General features: G+C 71.1%; 18 protein-coding genes and 1 pseudogene. 12 read left to right on the top strand and 7 right to left on the bottom strand.

What is annotated here, in order from left to right:
* Positions 1–519: 519 nt before the first annotated feature.
* Complete coding sequence (locus ACZ7L6_RS32875; protein ID WP_471930244.1) at positions 520–942, top strand: AAA family ATPase; 423 nt, start codon at positions 520–522, stop codon at positions 940–942.
* Positions 939–1,457 (top strand): hypothetical protein, encoded by a 519-nt coding sequence (locus ACZ7L6_RS32870; protein WP_471930242.1) that lies wholly within the window; start codon positions 939–941, stop codon positions 1,455–1,457. The genes ACZ7L6_RS32875 and ACZ7L6_RS32870 overlap by 4 nt, the downstream gene beginning before the upstream one ends.
* On the opposite strand, the gene ACZ7L6_RS32865 is transcribed toward ACZ7L6_RS32870, so the two are convergent.
* Positions 1,391–2,188, bottom strand: a complete 798-nt coding sequence (locus tag ACZ7L6_RS32865) for a hypothetical protein (protein WP_471930240.1) — start codon at positions 2,186–2,188, stop codon at positions 1,391–1,393. The genes ACZ7L6_RS32870 and ACZ7L6_RS32865 overlap by 67 nt on opposite strands.
* 637 nt (positions 2,189–2,825) lie before the next feature.
* Positions 2,826–3,512 (bottom strand): hypothetical protein, encoded by a 687-nt coding sequence (locus ACZ7L6_RS32860; RefSeq protein WP_471930550.1) that lies wholly within the window; start codon positions 3,510–3,512, stop codon positions 2,826–2,828.
* Between the two features lie 2 nt (positions 3,513–3,514).
* Between ACZ7L6_RS32860 and ACZ7L6_RS32855 the strand changes: the two are divergent.
* From ACZ7L6_RS32855 to ACZ7L6_RS32840, 4 genes and pseudogenes are all read left to right on the top strand, one after another.
* Positions 3,515–4,058 (top strand): annotated as a pseudogene (locus tag ACZ7L6_RS32855) (sensor histidine kinase); the annotation flags it as partial.
* A gap of 151 nt (positions 4,059–4,209) precedes the next feature.
* Positions 4,210–4,896 (top strand): response regulator transcription factor, encoded by a 687-nt coding sequence (locus ACZ7L6_RS32850; protein WP_471930238.1) that lies wholly within the window; start codon positions 4,210–4,212, stop codon positions 4,894–4,896.
* A 101-nt stretch (positions 4,897–4,997) separates the two neighbouring features.
* Positions 4,998–5,978 carry a non-homologous end-joining DNA ligase gene (ligD, locus tag ACZ7L6_RS32845; RefSeq protein ID WP_471930236.1) on the top strand — a complete coding sequence of 327 codons (981 nt, stop codon included), beginning with the start codon at positions 4,998–5,000 and terminating at the stop codon, positions 5,976–5,978.
* Between the two features lie 208 nt (positions 5,979–6,186).
* Entirely contained in the window at positions 6,187–6,963 is a 777-nt protein-coding gene (locus ACZ7L6_RS32840; RefSeq protein ID WP_471930234.1) for an NPP1 family protein, read from the top strand.
* A 19-nt stretch (positions 6,964–6,982) separates the two neighbouring features.
* Here ACZ7L6_RS32840 and ACZ7L6_RS32835 read toward each other — a convergent pair whose 3' ends face one another.
* Positions 6,983–7,990 carry a DUF5937 family protein gene (locus ACZ7L6_RS32835; RefSeq protein WP_471930232.1) on the bottom strand — a complete coding sequence of 336 codons (1,008 nt, stop codon included), beginning with the start codon at positions 7,988–7,990 and terminating at the stop codon, positions 6,983–6,985.
* Positions 7,991–8,122: 132 nt separating this feature from the next.
* On the opposite strand from ACZ7L6_RS32835, the gene ACZ7L6_RS32830 reads away from it, so the two are divergent.
* Positions 8,123–9,349 (top strand): MFS transporter, encoded by a 1,227-nt coding sequence (locus ACZ7L6_RS32830; RefSeq protein ID WP_471930230.1) that lies wholly within the window; start codon positions 8,123–8,125, stop codon positions 9,347–9,349.
* Between the two features lie 17 nt (positions 9,350–9,366).
* Entirely contained in the window at positions 9,367–10,302 is a 936-nt protein-coding gene (gene hemC, locus ACZ7L6_RS32825) for a hydroxymethylbilane synthase (protein ID WP_471930228.1), read from the top strand.
* A gap of 16 nt (positions 10,303–10,318) precedes the next feature.
* Here the strand turns inward: hemC and ACZ7L6_RS32820 are convergent, their stop codons facing one another.
* A complete protein-coding gene (locus ACZ7L6_RS32820; protein ID WP_471930226.1) occupies positions 10,319–10,837 on the bottom strand; it encodes a hypothetical protein in 519 nt (172 codons plus the stop codon).
* Between the two features lie 508 nt (positions 10,838–11,345).
* Here ACZ7L6_RS32820 and ACZ7L6_RS32815 point away from each other — a divergent pair.
* On the top strand, positions 11,346–12,137 hold the full coding sequence (locus ACZ7L6_RS32815) for an RNA polymerase sigma factor SigF (RefSeq protein ID WP_471930224.1): 792 nt from the start codon (positions 11,346–11,348) through the stop codon (positions 12,135–12,137).
* A 16-nt stretch (positions 12,138–12,153) separates the two neighbouring features.
* Here ACZ7L6_RS32815 and ACZ7L6_RS32810 read toward each other — a convergent pair whose 3' ends face one another.
* Complete coding sequence (locus ACZ7L6_RS32810; protein ID WP_471930222.1) at positions 12,154–12,486, bottom strand: ANTAR domain-containing protein; 333 nt, start codon at positions 12,484–12,486, stop codon at positions 12,154–12,156.
* Between the two features lie 169 nt (positions 12,487–12,655).
* On the opposite strand from ACZ7L6_RS32810, the gene ACZ7L6_RS32805 reads away from it, so the two are divergent.
* Entirely contained in the window at positions 12,656–13,459 is an 804-nt protein-coding gene (locus ACZ7L6_RS32805; protein ID WP_471930220.1) for a VOC family protein, read from the top strand.
* A 91-nt stretch (positions 13,460–13,550) separates the two neighbouring features.
* Here ACZ7L6_RS32805 and glgX read toward each other — a convergent pair whose 3' ends face one another.
* On the bottom strand, positions 13,551–15,668 hold the full coding sequence (gene glgX, locus ACZ7L6_RS32800; protein ID WP_471930218.1) for a glycogen debranching protein GlgX: 2,118 nt from the start codon (positions 15,666–15,668) through the stop codon (positions 13,551–13,553).
* 35 nt (positions 15,669–15,703) lie between these two features.
* Positions 15,704–16,216 carry a pep a2 gene (locus ACZ7L6_RS32795; RefSeq protein ID WP_471930216.1) on the bottom strand — a complete coding sequence of 171 codons (513 nt, stop codon included), beginning with the start codon at positions 16,214–16,216 and terminating at the stop codon, positions 15,704–15,706.
* 300 nt (positions 16,217–16,516) lie between these two features.
* Here ACZ7L6_RS32795 and ACZ7L6_RS32790 point away from each other — a divergent pair, with 300 nt between their 5' ends.
* Together ACZ7L6_RS32790 and ACZ7L6_RS32785 are read left to right on the top strand one after the other, a co-directional pair.
* Positions 16,517–16,819, top strand: coding sequence for a DUF5133 domain-containing protein (locus ACZ7L6_RS32790; protein WP_471930214.1), 303 nt, complete (start codon positions 16,517–16,519; stop codon positions 16,817–16,819).
* A 70-nt stretch (positions 16,820–16,889) separates the two neighbouring features.
* On the top strand, positions 16,890–17,863 hold a 974-nt coding region (locus ACZ7L6_RS32785), incomplete at its 3' end, for a maltotransferase domain-containing protein (RefSeq protein WP_471930212.1).

Raw genomic sequence — 17,863 nt, 5'->3', positions numbered from 1 at the left:
AACCCGTACGGCACCTTCCGCCTCGACATGGACAAGCGGCTCGACCTGCTGCCTGCCTTGGTGCCCGGGCCGCGCCGCGCGGTGGATGACGGCGTTCAAGCAGCGGGCTGGGCATCCGGCCGCTGAACCGCAGCAACACCGCCGCCCGCGTCGTGACCACCCGCAACCTTCCATGGACGTGATCCAGGCGGGAGCATCCTGGTGACGGTGGACGGGGGCGGCAGACCATGGGGCGTAGACGGGGTGCGTGGGCCGGGTCGGCGGTAGCGGGAGGGGCCGCGTTGGTGGCGGCCGTGCTGGGGCCGGTGACCAACTACGCCAGTGCCGCGGTGCCTGGCTGGGCGGCGCAGGCGTGGGTGATCTGGCCGGTGTTCGCCGTGCTGGTGGCGGTCAGCATCGGGCTGTTGCTGGGGGGGCCGGCATCTGGATGCCGCAGCAAGGCCCCCGGCGTGGCTGGCACCGGTGAGCCGACTGGCCCGAGGCCCGCAGGCTTCGTTACGCCCCCCGCATGTTCGGCGCGTGCGCGGGCGTGAGGAAGAACTCGCCGTGCTGGCAGGCATGCTTCGGCGGCCACAAGGCCGGTTCGCGGTGCTGTGCGCGGTCGGCGGGATGGGCAAGACAACAGTGGCCGCGCAACTGGCCACCCAGGCCCAGGCGGCGGGCTGGCGAGTGTTTTGGGTGCGCTGGCGCGACGGCGCCGAGCTGGCGCAGCAGATGGTGCAGGCGGCGCTGGCCTGCGGCCTGCCAGAGGCAGAGCTGGAGGCCGCGCGAGCGGGGCAGGCGAGCCTGCCGGATGTGGTCTGGCGACAGTTGGGCCGCGTGCGGCGGTGGCTGCTGGTGGTGGACAACGCCGACGAGCCGCACGAGATCGGCCCGGCGGGGGATCCGGTGGCCGACTACCGCGGCTGGATCCGTCCGCACGGCCGGGGCTGCTGGTGGTGACCAGCCGGGATGGCAGCGAGCAGACCTGGGGTCCGTGCGCACGGCTGCTGCCGCTGGAGCCGCTGCCGGTGCGACCTGCGGGGCAGGTCCTGCTGGACGCTGCTCCCGCAGCCGGCACCGCCGAGCAGGCCCGGGAGCTGGCGGCGCGACTGGGCGGGCTGCCACTGGCGTTGCACGCGGCTGGCACCTATCTGGCCGGACCCACGAGCCGCTACCGCACATTTGCCGCCTGCCGCCAGGCGGCCCTGGAGCAGGAACTGCGGTTCCTGTTGGGAGCGGCGCACCCGACTGCCTCCCATCCGCAGGTCGCCCGCGCCGTGGTGCGGCACACCTGGGAGGTGTCCTTGGACCAGCTCGCCGGGGAGGGCAACGCTTTGGCCCGCCCCTTGGTGCGACTGCTGGCCCTGCTGGCTCAGGCCCCCGTCCCACTGTCCCTGGGGGAGTGGGCTCACACACCGCCCTCAATGAGGGTCCAGCCCGAGGAGACCTGGGCTAGCGAGCCGACGTTGGTGTAGTTGCCGTTCACCAGCGTCGAGGTCCAGGCGGTTCCGTCGTCCTTGTAGAAGAACAGGCTGTCCGAGGTCCGGCCCACCTTGTTCCAGATGCCGGAGGTTCCGATCTTCTGGAAGGAGATGCCGGTGCCGTTGGAAGCCTTGGACACCCGGAACTCGAGTTCGCCGCCCGCCCTTGCCCACGACAGCACGGAGTCGCTCGTGGCGGTCAACGCCCCCAAGAAGTCGTCCCTCGGGATGCTGCCCTTGTCCGTGTAGACGCCGCCGGAGAGGGTGCCGTACCCCACGTTGCTCCAGGGGAACTCGCTAGAACCGTGCCGGGCCGCCGCGACCAGAGTGTCGCTGGAGGAGGCCATGGTGCCCCAGCCCGAGCTGAAGTCGTTGTACACGCGGACCTGCTGGAACGCGCCGTTCGTGAGGGTGCCCGTTACTCCGCGGCCGGTCGCGTTGTAGAAGATCACGGAGTCGGCGGACGCCTCGATGAAGGTCCAGTCCGGGGCGAACCCGTAGGTCTTGACGCGGGTGTACGTGCCGCCCGTGAAGGTGCCGACCTCCCCGGCCCCGGTGCTCTGGTTGTAGAGCAGCAGCGAGTCACGGCTCGCGGCGCCGTGCGTGTACCCGGTCGGGAGGCGCAGCGTCGCCTTGGCCTGCCAGCGGCCGCCGGAGAGAGTGCCCGTGCCGGCTTGGCCGTTGTCGGACCTGTAGAACAGGATCGAGGTGTTTGGCGTGGTCACGGATGCTCCCCTTTCCTCGCACTCGGACGCGCGCGGCGCGGCTGGACCTGGCGGGGAATAGGTCGCTGCGGTGCGGTCTGCAGGAGGGCGCCCGTACGCGCGGACCGGCCAGTCACTGCTCCGCCCCCGCAGGCCCGACCGTTGCTGCTGCTGGGACGCTCTCACTAATTCTGCGCCACGGGGAGCCGCCCCGCATCTCGGCGCAGGCCAGGCGAGCAACCCAGGTGGACCGGTTCGGCGGTGGGGTCCGGGAACATCGCCGCCCTCCAGGCCGGCGATGTTCCCGGACCCCACCTTGCTCGCTCTGACTGTGCGTCACTCTGACTACAGAGGGCTTTACTTGCTCGCTTTTGCCGTAGCTTCGGGGGAACAGGGCCGTGATCCCCGCGAGTTCGTGGAAACTGAAGCTTCTTCAGCGGGAACCCGAGGTCCGAGACTGCCATTGTCGGGGGGTTGCCCCGTGGGTTCGTGGCGAACACGCGGGATCGGCTTCGAGGTCGGCCTGGAGAAGCTGCCGGGCCGAGTCCGCATAGCGGATGGCGGTCTTCACGTCGATGCCGAAGACGAGGGCGAGGTGGAGGGGGTCGGCGCCGTGGGCGAGTGGCCGGGCCGAGTTCGACAGCGGTCTTCTGGGTGATCAGCAGGTGGGGGTTGGCCGCGTTCGGCGGTTGCGGCGGTGGTCGAGCGAGTCCAGGACCACACGACGGGTGAGGTCGTCGAGCGGGCGGATGTGGCCGCCGACGGTGATGCGCCGGTTGCCCTCGTCGACGTCCTCCAACTGCATGGTGCGGACCATCTTCGGCCGTGCCGCGTGAACGGCGGCCAGGGCGATGATGAGCCGGATGTCCGGGGTGGTGGCGGTGGCGACGGCCTCGTCGATGTCTGCCTGGACGAGGGCTTGGAGGACGCCGCCGGTCTGCCGGAGGACACGGATGCGGATCGTCGGGTTGCGGAAGATCTGGTCGTTCTTCTTCGCGTGCCGGAACAGTGACCGCAGGGCGACGATCCGGCTTTCGCGCTGTTTGCCGGTGACAGCGTCCGGGACCGCGATGATGTCCTCCGGGGTGACCTCTCGCAGGTGGTCATAGCGGCTGGACCACTCCAGCAGCACCGGCTGGAGCTCGCGCAGGTAGGCCCATGCCGTATGCCGGAAGCGAGGCTCAGACCGTGGGCCACCGTCAAGGAGAGTGCGAACCCAGGCTTCGACGGCGCAATGAATGCCCGGGGACTTCCCGTCGAGTTTCCGTTCCAGCCACCGGTCGACGGCGGGGGCCCGGTCGTCGGCGAACAGGCCCAGACGGTCGAGGACTTCAGCGGTCCGCACGGCGGATCGGGCTCGCCCAACGCGCCTGCGACCGTGATCCGGACGCCGCTCGCAAGCTGCTGGACGACGCCCAGGAGCAGGCCGAGCAGGCACTGGCGGAGCTGCGGCACGTGGTGCGCGGCATCCATCCGCCGATCCTGACCGACCGCGGCGGGATCGGCGCCGTGCGCGCGCTGGCGGCCGGGAGCGGGCGGGCCGCGGGTCACCGTGGAGGTGGAGGGTGTGGAGGGCGACGGCCCGAGGGCGCCCTCGGCGGTGGAGGCGGTCGCCTACTTCGTGGTGGCCGCCCGCTTCGTGGTGGCCGAGGCGCTCACCAACGTCGCCAAGACCAGTGGCTCGTCCGAGGCCTCCGTCCGGATCGCCCGCATGCGGCGCGGGCTCCGCGTCGAGGTGGCCGACTAGGGTCACGGCGGGGCCGAGGAGTCCGGCGGTTCGGGGCTGCCGGGGGTGCGGCGCCGGGTCGCGGCGCTCGACGGCACGGTGCGGATGTCGAGCCCGGCCGGAGGGCCGACGGTGATCGACGTGGAGCTGCCGTGCGTGTGGTGAGGGCGGGTCCGGGCTCCCCCTCGGGGATGACCTTGCCCGCGGCGCGTACTGCGATCCGAGTACGGACGAATGTCGGCAGACGCACGACGACGAGCCGGGCCGTTCCCTGGAAGCTGTACCCGACCGCTCCGGAACCGGAAGAACCCCGCCCATGACCATCCGTGTACTCCTCGCCGACGACCAGGCCCTGCTGCGGGCCACCTTCCGGATCCTCATCGACTCCTGCGCGGACATGGAGGTGGTCGGCGAGGCCACCGACGGCGCAGAGGCCGTCGCCCTCGCCCGCACCCACCGCCCCGACCTGGTCCTGATGGACATCCGCATGCCCGGCACCGACGGACTGGCCGCCACGTCCGCCATCTGCGCCGACCCGGACCTCGCGGCGGTGCGCGTGCTGATCCTCACCACGTTCGAGATCGACGAGTACGTCGCACAGGCCCTGCGGGCCGGGGCGAGCGGCTTCCTCGGCAAGGACGTCACCGCGGACGTGCTGCTCGACGGCATCCGGACCGTGGCCGCCGGCGAGTCCCTTCTCTCCCCCACCGCGACCCGCACGCTGATCACCCGGTTCCTGTCCTCTCCCGCCGAGAGCTCGCAGTCGACCGCGCCCGAGGACCTGGCCGCCCTCACCGCCCGCGAACGGGAGGTCATGGCCTGGGTCGCCGAGGGCCACTCCAACGAGGAGATCGCCGAGAAGCTCTTCGTCAGCCCGCTGACCGTGCGCACCCACGTCCACCGCGCCATGACCAAACTGGGCGCCCGAGACCGCGCCCAACTCGTCGTCATGGCCTATCAGTCGGGCCTGGTACGGGCCGTGCCGCCGAGCGGGGAGCACTGAGAGCCGTTCCGCCGGTCGGACGAAGGACGCCAGGGCCGCCGTTCAGGGGAAAACCGCGGCAGGCGTGCGTGGCGGGGGTCGGAGCCGTCGACAACTGACAGGTGAGCCTGCCGCTGATCCCTCCCATGCTCGCCACGACCGGCACCCTGCCGCCCGCCGCCCAGGACGCGCGCTGGGCGTACGAGACCAAGCAGGACGGCCAGCGCGCGGTGGTCTATCTCGAAGGGGACGGCAGCCTCCTGCTGCGCGCCCGTTCGGGCGAGGACATCACGGCCGCCTATCCGGAACTGCGGCCGCTCGGTGAGGCGCTGGGTTCCACCGCGGCCGTCCTGGACGGGGAGATCCTGGCGCTGGACGAACAGGGACGCGCGAACTTCCAGTTGCTGCAGTCCCGCATGGGTCTGGCGCACGCACCCGCACGGGCCGCACGGATGGCGGCCCGGACGCCCGTGCACCTGGTGCTGTTCGACGTGATGCACCTGGCGGGCCGCTCCCTCGTCACGCTGCCCTACACCCGGCGCCGCGGGCAGCTGGAGGAGCTGGGCCTCGCCGGGCCGTACTGGTCGACACCGGCCGCGGTGGTCGGACACGGCGCCGACGCCCTGCAGGCGACCCGCGAGCACGGGTTGGAAGGGCTCGTCTGCAAGCGGCTCGACTCGGTGTATGAACCCGGGGTGCGCTCGCGCGCCTGGATCAAGATCCGCAACATGCACAGCGAGGACGTCATCGTCGGGGGCTGGCTGCCCGGCAAGGGACGGCTCACGGGCCTGCCGGGCGCGGTGCTGGTCGGACAGCGTGCGGCCGGACGGCTGAGGTACGTCGGCAATGTGGGCACCGGCTGGAGCGAGGCCGAGCGGTCGCAACTGGCCGAACTGCTGCGGGTGTCCGAGACGGACACCTGCCCCTTCGACCCCGCCCCGCGGGTGCCGGGCGCGCACTGGGTGCGGCCCCGGCTGGTCGGAGAGGTCCGCTACAGCGTCCGCACCCGCTCCGGGCTGTTGCGCCAGCCGTCCTGGCTGCGCCTGAGGCTCGACGTCACGCCGGAGGCGTCGGCGGCCGACCTGCCCGACGAGAGCGTGTGACGCGGCCCGACGGGACCGGGTGACGCGGCTCGACGAAACGTTGACACGGCTCCGCAAGAGCCTATGCCGCGGCTTCGGTCCCAACTGTTGCGCTGATCGTTACCAGCGGTACGTCCGTGGCTCTTGGCACGGAAGTGGAAAGCCAGGATCCTGAACTGCCTTTCCCCCCACAGCCGTTGGGCTGCGCCCGAACCAGGAGGAGGACGCAGTGTCGTCACAGACGTCCCGCACGCACCGCAGGCGCTGGATCACCGGTACGGCCGGTGCCGCCGCGCTCGTCATCGCCTTCCCGAGCACCGCCTTCGCCGCCCCGCCCGCGGCGCTCCCCGCCAACGCCGAGGCGGCCGAGCAGACGTACCAGCCGGCCTACGACTACGACACGGACGGCTGCTACTCCACCCCCGCCATCGGCCCCGACGGAACCGTCAACGGTGGTCTGAACCCGACCGGTTCGCTCAACGGCAACTGCCGCGACGCCTCGGACCTCGACAACACCAACGGGTACTCGCGCTACAAGTGCAACAACGGCTGGTGCGCCTACATGTACGCCCTGTACTTCGAGAAGGACCAGGCGGTGGCGGGCAGCAGCATAGGCGGGCACCGGCACGACTGGGAGCACGTCGTGGTGTGGGTGCAGAACAACGCGGTGCGGTACGTCTCGACGTCCAACCACGGCTCGTTCACCATCAGCGCCGCGTCCTCGGTGCGCTTCGACGGCACGCACGCGAAGATCGTGTACCACAAGGACGGCATCAGCACCCACTGCTTCCGCCTCGCGGGCTCCAACGACGAGCCGCCGGAGAACCACAAGGGCACCTGGCAGTACCCGCCGCTGGTCGGCTGGAACGGCTACCCGTCGGGTGTGCGCGACAAGCTGGTCGCGTACAACTTCGGCAGCGCCAACTTCGGCCTGAAGGACGCCAACTTCGCGAACCACCTGGCGTCGGCCAAGCCCTCCGGCATCGCGTTCGACCCGAACGCCTGATCCCCCGACCGGGTCGCTGTCATTCGGCCCCTGGGCCGGCGTCCCCCTCGACGAGGGCGTCGCCCAGGGCCGTCCGCCGGTACAGGACGTAGTGGCCCTGTCGCCCGGACTCCAGCAGGCCCGCCTCCCGCAAGACTGACAGGTGGGCCGACACGGTCGAGGGCGCCAGGCCGTGACGGCGGGCCAGATCCGTCGTCGACGACGCGGTGCCGAGGCCGGCGAGAACGGCCGCGCGCTGATGGCCGACCAGCCGGGCCAGCGCTTCCGGCGGCCGCGGTTCGGGCGCGCTGTGCAGACGACCCATGCCTCGGGCGGGGTAGATGACCGTCGGCTGCCAGGGCCGGGCGAAGCCGCCCACGACGTCCGGCCACACGAACACGCTCGGCATGAGCAACACGCCTCTGCCGTCCGGGCGTTGGGCGTCCGGCACGTCGCCGTACCGGCGCAGGGTGAGGGTGTGGCCGGCCCAGTCGACGGCCGGGTGCAGACCGGTGAGCAGCGTGTCGAGGCCGCCGTTCGCCGCCTGCCGCGAGCGGTGCGCGATGTCCGCCTCGAGAACGGCTCGGTGGCGCGGCCAGTCCGGGGCCAGCAGGGCGTGCCAGGCCCGTTCGGTGAGGTCGGCGAGGCGCCGGACGGTGGCGGCGGGATCGTCGAGCGCGGCCCGCCCCCGCGGCGACTCGGCGAGACCCGGGGTACAGGCCAGGGAGCGGGCCATCTCCGCGTGGGCCAGGGCGGGGTCGGTGGCACGCATGCGGGCCAGCTCGTCGTCGAAGGACGGGTACGGCTCCTGAGGGGGCGCGCCGAGGAAGTCCGGGGTGTAGCCGCCGGGCGGCGGGATGAACAGCCACAGCGGTGCCAGGTCGAGGTCGGCGACGGTACGTCGCATACGGCACAGCCAGCCCCGGTGGTAGCCGTGCCGGGACGGCCGGCGCAGCAGCCGCAGCGCCTCGTGGGTCTGGCACAGCGGCGAGATCGCGAACCGGCAGCGCGTGAGGTCGGCGGTGCCGAGATGCAGGGCGAGCGGCATGGCGACCTCCGGGCCTCCGAGTTGAGCAACGATGCGCCCCGGACCGAGGATTCGTCCTGGACCGAAAGAGTAGAGCCGCCCGCCGCGGCCCAGCACGCTTGCCCCGACTCCCCCGGTCGGAAAGGCAGTTGAATGGGCAGCATACGTCCCGCCCCCTGGCAGCGGGCTGCCGTCGTCGCGGCGCTGATGCTGGCGGCGTTCACCTTCAACACCACCGAGAACCTGCCCGTCGGCCTGCTCCCGCTCATGGCCGAGGACCTGCGGGTGCCGCTCGCGGCCGTCGGCGCCCTGGTCACCGGGTACGGCCTGACCGTGGCCGTCGTGTCACTGCCCCTGGCCCATGTCACCCGTTCCGTGCCGCACCGGTATCTGCTCGCGGGACTCCTGGGCCTGCTCGCCGCGGCCAGTTGGGTGTCGGCGCTGGGCGGAGTGTCGTACGGCGTGCTGTTGGCGGCGAGAGTGGCGACGGCGCTGGCACAGGCGTTGTTCTGGGCGGTGATGGGACCGGTCGCGGTCGGTCTGTTCCCCCCGGAGCGCCGGGGGCGGATCATCGGGCTGCTGTCCGTCGGCGGTTCCCTGGCCACGGTGGCCGGGGTTCCGGCCGGGACCTGGCTGGGCACACACGTCGGCTGGCGGACGCCCTTCGCCCTGCTCGGCGTGCTCGCGCTGGTGTCCCTCGTGACCATCGGCGTCCTGCTGCCGTCGTCCCGCCCGCAGGACGGCCACTCCGCTTACGGCGCGGCCCCCGACCGAGGCAGGTTCTACGTCGTGCTGACGGTCACCGCCCTGTCGGTCACCGGTGCCTTCGCCGCGTTCACATACGTCGTCGCCTTCCTCGACGAGGTGAGCGGACTGGGCGAGGACGCGGTGAGCGCCGTGCTGTTCGCGTTCGGCGGGGCGGCGCTGGCCGGGATCACGGTGACCGGGCCGCTTCTCGACCGCTTTCCGCGGGCCACCCTGACCGTGCCGGTGGCGGCCCAGGCGGTGGCGCTGCTCGGCCTGTGGGCGACGGGCCCCGTCCCGGCGGCGAGCGTCGTACTGATCATGCTGCTGGGCGCGTCGGTCGCGCCCGCCTTCATGGCGACGCAGAACGAGGTGCTCCGGGTGGCGCCGGGCCGCACCGAGACGGCCCTGGCGGCCAACTCTGCGGCCTTCAACGTGGGTGTCGCCGCGGGTGCGCTGCTCGGGGGCACGCTGCTGTCCGCGGTCGGGGTGCGCGGCACGTTCCTGGTCGGGGGCCTGGTGACGGTGGGGGCGCTGGCGGTGCTGAGTGTGCCGGTGGGCGCGGGTGTCAGGGACGGGGCGGGCGGCAAGGGCGGGACGGAAATGGGGCAGTACCGTGCGGACGCGAGGTTCTGACGGTCTATCGTGGCGTCATGTCCGTCCCCGAACTGATCCGTATCGTCTCCCGCGACTCGCCGATGGCGCTCGCACAAGTGGAGCGTGTCCGCGCCGAGTTGGCGGTTCTGTACCCCGGTGTGCGCACCGAGGTCGTGCCGGTGAAGACGACCGGTGACAAATGGATGGGCGATCTGTCCAAGGTCGAGGGCAAGGGGGCGTTCACCAAGGAGGTCGACGCTGCTCTGCTGGCGGGCGAGGCCGATCTCGCCGTGCACTGCCTCAAGGACATCCCCGCCGACCGGCCGCTGCCCGCGGGGACGACGTTCGCCGCGTTTCTGAAGCGGGACGACATCCGGGACGCCCTCATCCATCCCGACGGGCTCACGCTGGACGAGTTGCCGGCCGGGACCCGGATCGGGACGTCATCGGTGCGCCGGGTCGCCCAGCTGGCCGCCACGCACGCGCATCTGGAGTGCGTGCCGTTCCGCGGCAACGCCAACCGGCGGCTGGAGAAGCTGGCCGCCGGTGAGGCGGACGCGCTGCTGCTGGCGGTGTCCGGCCTGGAGCGCATCGGCCGCGGTGACGTGATCAGCGAGGTCCTCTCCCCCGAGACGATGATGCCGCCGATCGGCGCGGGCATCCTCGCGCTGCAGGTCCGGGAGGGCGACACCGCGCTCATCGACGCGGTGAGCGGCCTCGGTGACCCGGACACCTATCGGGAGGCCACCGCCGAGCGCATGTTCCTGCACGTCCTTCAGGGGCACTGCAACAGCCCGATCGCCGGGTACGCGCGCGTGGACCGCGGCGGCGAGCTGTCCCTGCGGGCGTGTGTGTTCACGCCGGACGGCAAGACGCGGCTGAACGCCCACGAGTGGGCGGGCCGGCTGGACCCGGCCACGCTGGGCACGTCGGTCGCCGTGGCGCTGCTGCGTCAGGGTGCCCGCGAGATCATCGACGGCATCCCGCACTAGGGCGGACGCTCTCGCGTCAGGCGGTGCCCTCTTCGGCCTGGTCCCGCAGGAAGTTGCTCACCTGGCGCGCGAGGCCGTCGCGCAGGGTGACGGTGTGCGGGCCGGTGCTCTCCTGCAGGCCGAGGCCACCGGTCCACAGCCGGCGGTCGGCCCACTCCTCCTCGACGCGCAGCTGGATCTGGACGTCGACCTGGCTCAGGCTCTCCTCCGGGCCGGCGGCGTAGAGCACGGCGGTGGCCCGGCGCAGGGGGTAGACGTCGAAGCCCTCGATGAACTGGGAGTTGCGCCAGTCGATGAACGCGGCCTCGCCGTCGCGGCCGATCCGCACGTCGATCTGACCGTCCTCGAGGTGGATGCCGAGGTGCCTCTCGCCGCGGTTCTCGACGGTGACGCGGAGCCGGAAGTAGGTCAGCCCCTCGGCGGCCTCGTCCCGTCCGCGCGGCGGCTCGGCGGCTTCCAGCCCGTGGACGCGGACACGCAGACCGGCATGCTCGTCGTACTCGTGCCAGTCCCCGACCACGTTCGGCTCGTACACAGTCCACCTCTCGACCTCAGAGAGCTGCTTCCTATCTTTGCGCTCAGTGCACTGTCAAATGAGCAGAATGCGCTGTGGCCAGCCCATTCGCCCTCTTGATCACCGATCAAGCCGTGGGCAGGAAGAATCCGCTTTCCGGCCCGGCGGGCGTGTTCACCCACGTGCCGCACATCACGTTCGCGGGCCAAGATCAGCGAGCCAGGCGGCCCAGCAGTGAGGAGGCCGCGCAGGGCGTCGCAGCAGAGGTGACAGCCCAAGGGCGGCAGTGGGACCCCGTCTCTCCACAAACACGGGACAAACACATAGTTATCCGGCGGTAACACGTAGTGGCATTCATGAATTTTGTTTCGGATGCCGTTTCACAGGGAATTGACCCATATGTGCTTCGGACAGGAGGCACGTCCGTGGGAGCCGGCCCCCCCAGGCCCCTGGGTGTCCTCCATGAGGTCCGAGACCGCGCCTCCCACGGTGTCTGTCCAGCCAGCACCTGCTGAGGAGGTGCGCACCGATGAGTGCCACCACCAGAACGAAGCAGCATCCGCACGACGACGCCCCTGACACCGCGGAGGCGTTCGACCGGCTCGTGGAAATGCCCGACGGGCCGGACCGCAAGGCGCTCAGGGACGATCTGGTCCAGGCCTGGTTGCCCATGGCGGAGCGGATCGCCGTCCGGTTCAAGGGCCGCGGCGAGTCCCTCGAGGACCTGTACCAGGTGGCCGCACTGGGACTGGTGAAGGCCGTCGACCACTACGACCCGGCACGCGGCCACGCCTTCGAGGCGTACGCGGTGCCCACCATCACCGGCGAGATCAAGCGGCACTTCCGTGACCACATGTGGACGCTGCACGTGCCGCGCCGGGTCCAGGACCTGCGCAACCGGGTGCGCAGCTCCGCGAAGGAACTGTCGCAGAGGACCCCGGGGCGCCCGCCCACCATTCCCGAGATCGCCGAGCACGCGCATCTGAGCGAGAGCGAGGTGCGCACCGGAATGGAGGCGCTGGAGTGCTTCTCCGCGCTGTCGCTGGAGGCGGAGATGCCCGGCACGGACGGTTACGCGCTGGGGGACGCGATCGGCGGCCCCGACCCGGCGTACGACGTGGTCGTCGACCGCGTTGCCGTCAAGCCGTGTCTGCAGCGGCTTCCGGAGCGTGAACGGACGATCCTCTACCTGCGCTTCTTCGGCGGGATGACCCAGAGCCGCATCGCCAGTCAGCTCGGCATCTCACAGATGCATGTCTCCCGGCTGCTCAGCGGCTGCTTCGCCCATCTGCGGGAGGAACTGCTCGCCGAAGCACGGTGAAACCCGAAAGGGTGAGTCACTCCTGTGCCGATCCCGGAATCTGCGTCGGGCCGTAACGCTCCAGGGCCTCTTCGAGTTCGACGCGGATTTCGGGCGGCATCCTCCCGTCCCGGCCCCAGATGAGGATCAGTTCCGCGACGTTGCGGAGCTTGATGTTCGTGTGCTGGGAGACGTCCTTCAGCACAGCCCAGCCCTGGTCGGGCGACACGCGCCCGAGCGCCACGACCATGCCGATCGCCTGGTCCACCACCGCGTGCGAGACCACGGCCTCCTTGAGCTGGTCGACTTCCTCTTCCAGCGCCAGGATCCGGTCGGTCTCGTCGGCGGGCTCATGGGGTGTCGCTGCCACGCCTCCATCCTCGTCTCTTTGCCTGTCGTGTGCCAGTGAAGGACGAGACCCGGCATCGGCCCGTTTCGGCGCCCTGCCGGGGGTACTCGACAGGCCCGGGAGCGGATCCGGTTGGACACTGGGAGCAGACCGGTGGCCGCCGGTCGGGCGAGACCAGGACGCGACTGCCATGAACGACGACGCAAGAACCTCCAGGGGCACGGCCGAGGTCGTGTCCACACACTCCGTGTTCGGCGCACCCTGCTGGGTGAGCCTGACCAGCCGCGACCTGGAGGCCACCCAGGACTTCTACTCGGCCGTACTGGGCTGGCGCTGGCGGCCGGCCAAGCTGGGCGATCGCTTCTGGGTCGCGCTGGCGGAGAGCGTGCCGGTGGCCGGGATCGCCGCGGTCGCCTCCATGTGGCAGATGGCGGTGGCGTGGACGCCGTATTTCGCCGTGCCCAGTGCGGACGAGGCCGTGGCACGGGTGCAGGAGCGTGGCGGCACCACGGCCGTCGGGCCGCTGTCGCTGCCACCGGGGCGGGCGGCCCTGCTGGCCGACCGGGACGGGGCGACGTTCGGCATCTGGGAGGGGGAGCTGATGTCCAACTGGGAGAACTGGCGCCGCGCCGCGCCGACCTTCATCCGCCTCCACACCCGCGACGCGTTCGACGCCGCCATGTTCTACGGCGAGGTCCTCGACTGGGCGTCGGAGCGGCCCGGCTGCTGCGAGGTGCGCTACGAGGGCGGTGAGGTCGTGCTGCGCAGTGGGGGCGATGTCGTGGCGCGTATCGAGTCGGGGGCGTTGGAGGCTGCGCCGGACCCGACGATTCGGCCGCACTGGCAGGTGCACTTCGCTGTCGCGGACGTGGCGGAGTGTACGCGGGCGGCGGAGTTGCACGGTGGGAGTGTGTTGTCGAAGGGGAGCGACGAGGCGGTGTTGCGGGATCCGGATGGGGCGCAGTTCACGGTGACTTCGCGTCGCGAACGGTAGCGGTCGTTGAGTGCGACTACGGGGGGCCGCGATGCGTTTGTCCGTCGTGTGCGGCGCCGTGGGGACTTGTCGCGCAGTCCCCGCGCCCCCTTTAGGGGCGTTGTCGCGAGGGTCTCGACAAGAGGACCAAGCTGCGGCGTTCGATCAGGAGAGCGGTCCCTGACTTGTGTTCCGACTCGTCCGGGGGGCCCTGTGATTCGGCCGTGTCGATCAACGTGGTCCAGCGGTCGCCGTACGTGGCGTCCGGCAGGCGGAACTCCACCGGTTCCCAGTAGCCGTTGAGGAGCAGCAGGAAGGAGTCGTCCACGACGGGCTGGCCGCACCAGTCGGGTTCGGCGATGGCGTCGCCGTTGAGGAAGACGGCCAGGGAGTGGGCGTCGGAGCGGTGCCAGTCGTCGTCGGACATCTCGCGGCCGTCCGGCTGCAGCCACACCAGGTCGGGCAGCGGCTGCTCGGGGTGGGTCGGTGTTTCGCCCTGGAAGAAGCGGCGGCGGCGCAGGACGGGGTGGGCGGCGCGCAGGGCGATGACGTAGCGGGTGAAGTCGGCGAGGGCGCGCTGGTCGTCGGTGAGGTGCCAGTCGATCCAGGAGATCTCGTTGTCCTGGCAGTAGGCGTTGTTGTTGCCGCGTTGGGTGCGGCCGAGTTCGTCGCCGTGGCAGAGCATGGGGATGCCCTGGGAGAGCAGCAGCGTGACGAGGAAGTTGCGCTGCTGTCGGGCCCGCAGTTGCAGGACGGCCGGGTCGTCGGTCTCGCCCTCCGCCCCGCAGTTCCAGGACCGGTTGTGGCTCTCGCCGTCGCGGTTGCCCTCGCCGTTGGCCTCGTTGTGCTTGTCGTTGTACGAGACGAGGTCGCGCAGGGTGAACCCGTCGTGCGCGGTGACGAAGTTGACGCTGGCCCGCGGCCGGCGCCGGCTGTGCGCGTACAGGTCGGAGGAGCCGGTCAGGCGGGAGGCGAACTCGCCGAGCGAGTCCGGTTCGCCGCGCCAGAAGTCCCGTACGGCGTCGCGGTACTTGCCGTTCCACTCCGACCACAGCGGCGGGAAGTTGCCGACCTGGTAGCCGCCCTCCCCCACGTCCCACGGCTCGGCGATCAGCTTGACGCGGCTGATCACCGGGTCCTGCTGGATCAGGTCGAAGAACGCCGAGAGGCGGTCCACCTCGTGGAACTGGCGGGCCAGGGTGGCCGCGAGGTCGAAACGGAAGCCGTCGACGTGCATCTCGGTGACCCAGTAGCGCAGTGAGTCCATGATCAGCTGGAGCACGTACGGGTGGCGCATCAGCAGGCTGTTGCCGGTGCCGGTGGTGTCGTAGTAGTGCGCCCAGTCGCCGTCCACCAGGCGGTAGTAGGAGGCGTTGTCGATGCCGCGGAAGGAGAGGGTGGGGCCGCGCTCGTTGCCCTCGGCGGTGTGGTTGTAGACGACGTCGAGGATCACTTCGAGGCCGGCCGCGTGCAGCGCCTTCACCATCGACTTGAACTCGTCGACCTGCTGGCCGCGGGTGCCGTGGGCGGCGTAGGCGTTGTGGGGAGCGAAGAAGCCGATCGTGTTGTAGCCCCAGTAGTTGGACAGGCCCCGGTCGAGCAGGACGCCGTCCTGGACGTACTGGTGGACCGGCATGAGCTCGACGGCGGTCACACCGAGGGACGTCAGGTGCTCGACGATCGCGGGGTGTGCGAGGCCGGCGTAGGTGCCGCGCAGTTCGGGCGGGACGTCGGGGTGGGTGCGGGTGAGGCCGCGTACGTGTGCCTCGTAGATGACGGTGTCGGCGTACGGCCGCCGGGGCGGTCGGTCGTCGCCCCAGTCAAAGTACGGATCGGTCACCACGCCGAGCATGGTGTGCCCGGCGCTGTCCGCCGGGGACGGGGCGCCGGGACTGCGTTCGAAGAGGGAGGCGTGGTTGTCCACCTGGCCGTCCACCGCCCGGCTGTACGGGTCGAGCAGCAGCTTGGCCGGATTGCACCGGTGGCCGAGGTCCGGGGCCCAGGGGCCGTGGACCCGGTAGCCGTAGCGCTGTCCCGGGCCGACGCCGGGCAGATAGCCGTGCCAGACGAAGCCGTCGACCTCGGTGAGCGGGATGGGGGTGTGCCGGTCCTTGTCGTCGACGAGGACGAGCTCGACGCGGTCGGCGACCTCGCTGAACAGGGCGAAGTTCGTGCCCTGTCCGTCGAAGGCGGCGCCCAGCGGATAGGGGTGCCCGCTCCAGGCGGGCACCCCTGTGCGAACCTCTTTGCGGCTCCGTCTCGCCGTCACCGGGCCTCCTCCAGGGCGCCGTCCCGGATGCCCGCCGCGTCGGCGATGGCCGTGACCGGCACCTCGCGGGGCACCTTCAGCGCCTCGCGCAGGCTGGGCGCGGGCGCCGCCGGAACCAGCGGGGCACGTTCGCCGGCGCGGGCGCGCTGCGAGAACCAGATGACCTTGCTGCCGGTCTCGGTGGCGCAGCAGCCCCAGCCGTCGCTCATCGCGGCGAGGTGCTGCAGGCAGGCACGCAGCTCGTGGTCCGGGCGCAGGGCGCGGTCGTTGTCGCCGATGGCGGTGATGAGGTGCTGGCCGTTCCACCACATCTCGATCGAGGTGTTCTTGTCCGTCGCGTGCTCGTCGATGGCCCGCAGCAGCATCTCGGTGCCGTGGCGGACGGGCTCGACAAGGGTCTCCAGGTCCCAGTACCGGAGGTGAGCGGCCAGAATTCGGCTGACCTGACCCACCCGTTCGGGGCTCACTTCCACGTCGAGGTGGTAGTAGCAGGGCACTGCGGTCTTCACCGTCGTTACCTCCTCACCGCGAAAGCTCCCGCTCTCCTCGCCCCTGCGGGACGGGTCCCCGAGCACGGAGCGTGAGCGCTGATCGCTTCTGAGTCACTCCAGGGTGGGTGCGGTACGCCGTTCGTGCAACACGAGCAGACATCTGAGGTAGTTGAAGCTCCAACAGGACGCTGCGTCGTCGACCATGCACCATGTGTGAAGACCTCGATGCCCGTAACGGAACCCGTGCGTGTGCGCGCACGGGTTCCGCCCGACGGTCGGGAGACGCGTCATCGAGCAGCCCGGAAGGTGAACGGCGCCATGCTGCTACCGGCCAAAGCCGAAGTCGCCCGGCAACTGCGGCGATACCGGGCCTGGGAACGCGCCATGCTCGCGGCCCCGGCCGACCGTGCGGTGCGCGCCACGTTCGAGGACGCCGGCTACACGCTGTGCGTGCTGATGGGCAAGCGCTGCGCGCGCGAGGCCGCGGACGCGGCCGATCGGTATCTGCGCATCACCCCGGCGGCGTACCTCCGGGAGCAGGACGAACGGGCCTCCGTCCGCGCCGCTGCGCGGCCGGGTCCGTCGAGATCACGACGGTGGCGTTTCCTCGCCGGGAGGTAGCCGCCTTCCGGCACAGCTTGGACCCCCGGCCGGGCCTGGTGCCCGGCCTCGAGCACGGTGGAGGTGAACCATGGGCAGGACCAAGACGAGGACCCGGGCCAGGACCGGGACGATCGGCCGCATCCCAGTACGGGACGTACAGCCGGCCGTGGAGTGCGGCCGGTATCCGGCGAAGGCGGTCGCCGGCGAGACCTTCGAGGTCACCGCCACCGTGTTCCGTGAGGGCCATGACGCCGTGGCCGCCAATGCCGTGCTGACCGACCCGGACGGCCGCCCGGGCCCGTGGACGCCGATGCACGAACTGGCCCCGGGGAGCGACCGCTGGGGCGCCAAGGTGACGCCGCCCTCGGTGGGCCGCTGGACGTTCCATGTGGAGGCCTGGAGCGATCCGGTGGCCACGTGGCGCCACGCCGCTCGGATCAAGGTTCCGGCCGGCATTGACGTCGGTCTGGTCCTGGAGGAGGGCGGCGAGCTGTACGAGCAGGCGGCCGCCGGTGTGCCCGACAAGGCAGGGCGGGCGACTGTGCTGGCCGCCGCGGAGGCGCTGCGGGACGACTCGCTGCCGGCCGAGTCGAGGCTGGAAGCGGCGTTCGCGGCGAACGTGGATGCGGTGTTGGGGCGGTATCCGCTGCGGGACCTGGTCACCGCCTCGGATCCGCTGCCGCTGCTGGTGGAGCGCGAACGGGCGCTGTACGGCTCCTGGTACGAGTTCTTCCCCCGCTCCGAGGGCACCCCCGAGCGTCCGCACGGCACCTTCGAGACGGCCGCGCGCCGACTGCCGGCGATCGCGGCGATGGGCTTCGACGTGGTCTACCTGCCGCCCGTCCACCCCATCGGCACGACCTTCCGCAAGGGCCCCAACAACACCCTGTCCGCCGGGGCGGACGACGTCGGCGTGCCCTGGGCGATCGGCTCCCCCGAGGGCGGCCACGACGCGATCCACCCGGATCTGGGCACGATCGAGGACTTCGACCGCTTCGTGGCCAGGGCGGGCGAGCTGGGCCTGGAGATCGCCCTGGACTTCGCCCTGCAGTGCTCCCCCGA

This window comes from Streptomyces sp. NPDC107522, from assembly GCF_055657525.1.
The sequence above is the reverse complement of the archived record's forward strand: the minus strand, read 5'-3'. Positions and strand labels throughout refer to the sequence as shown.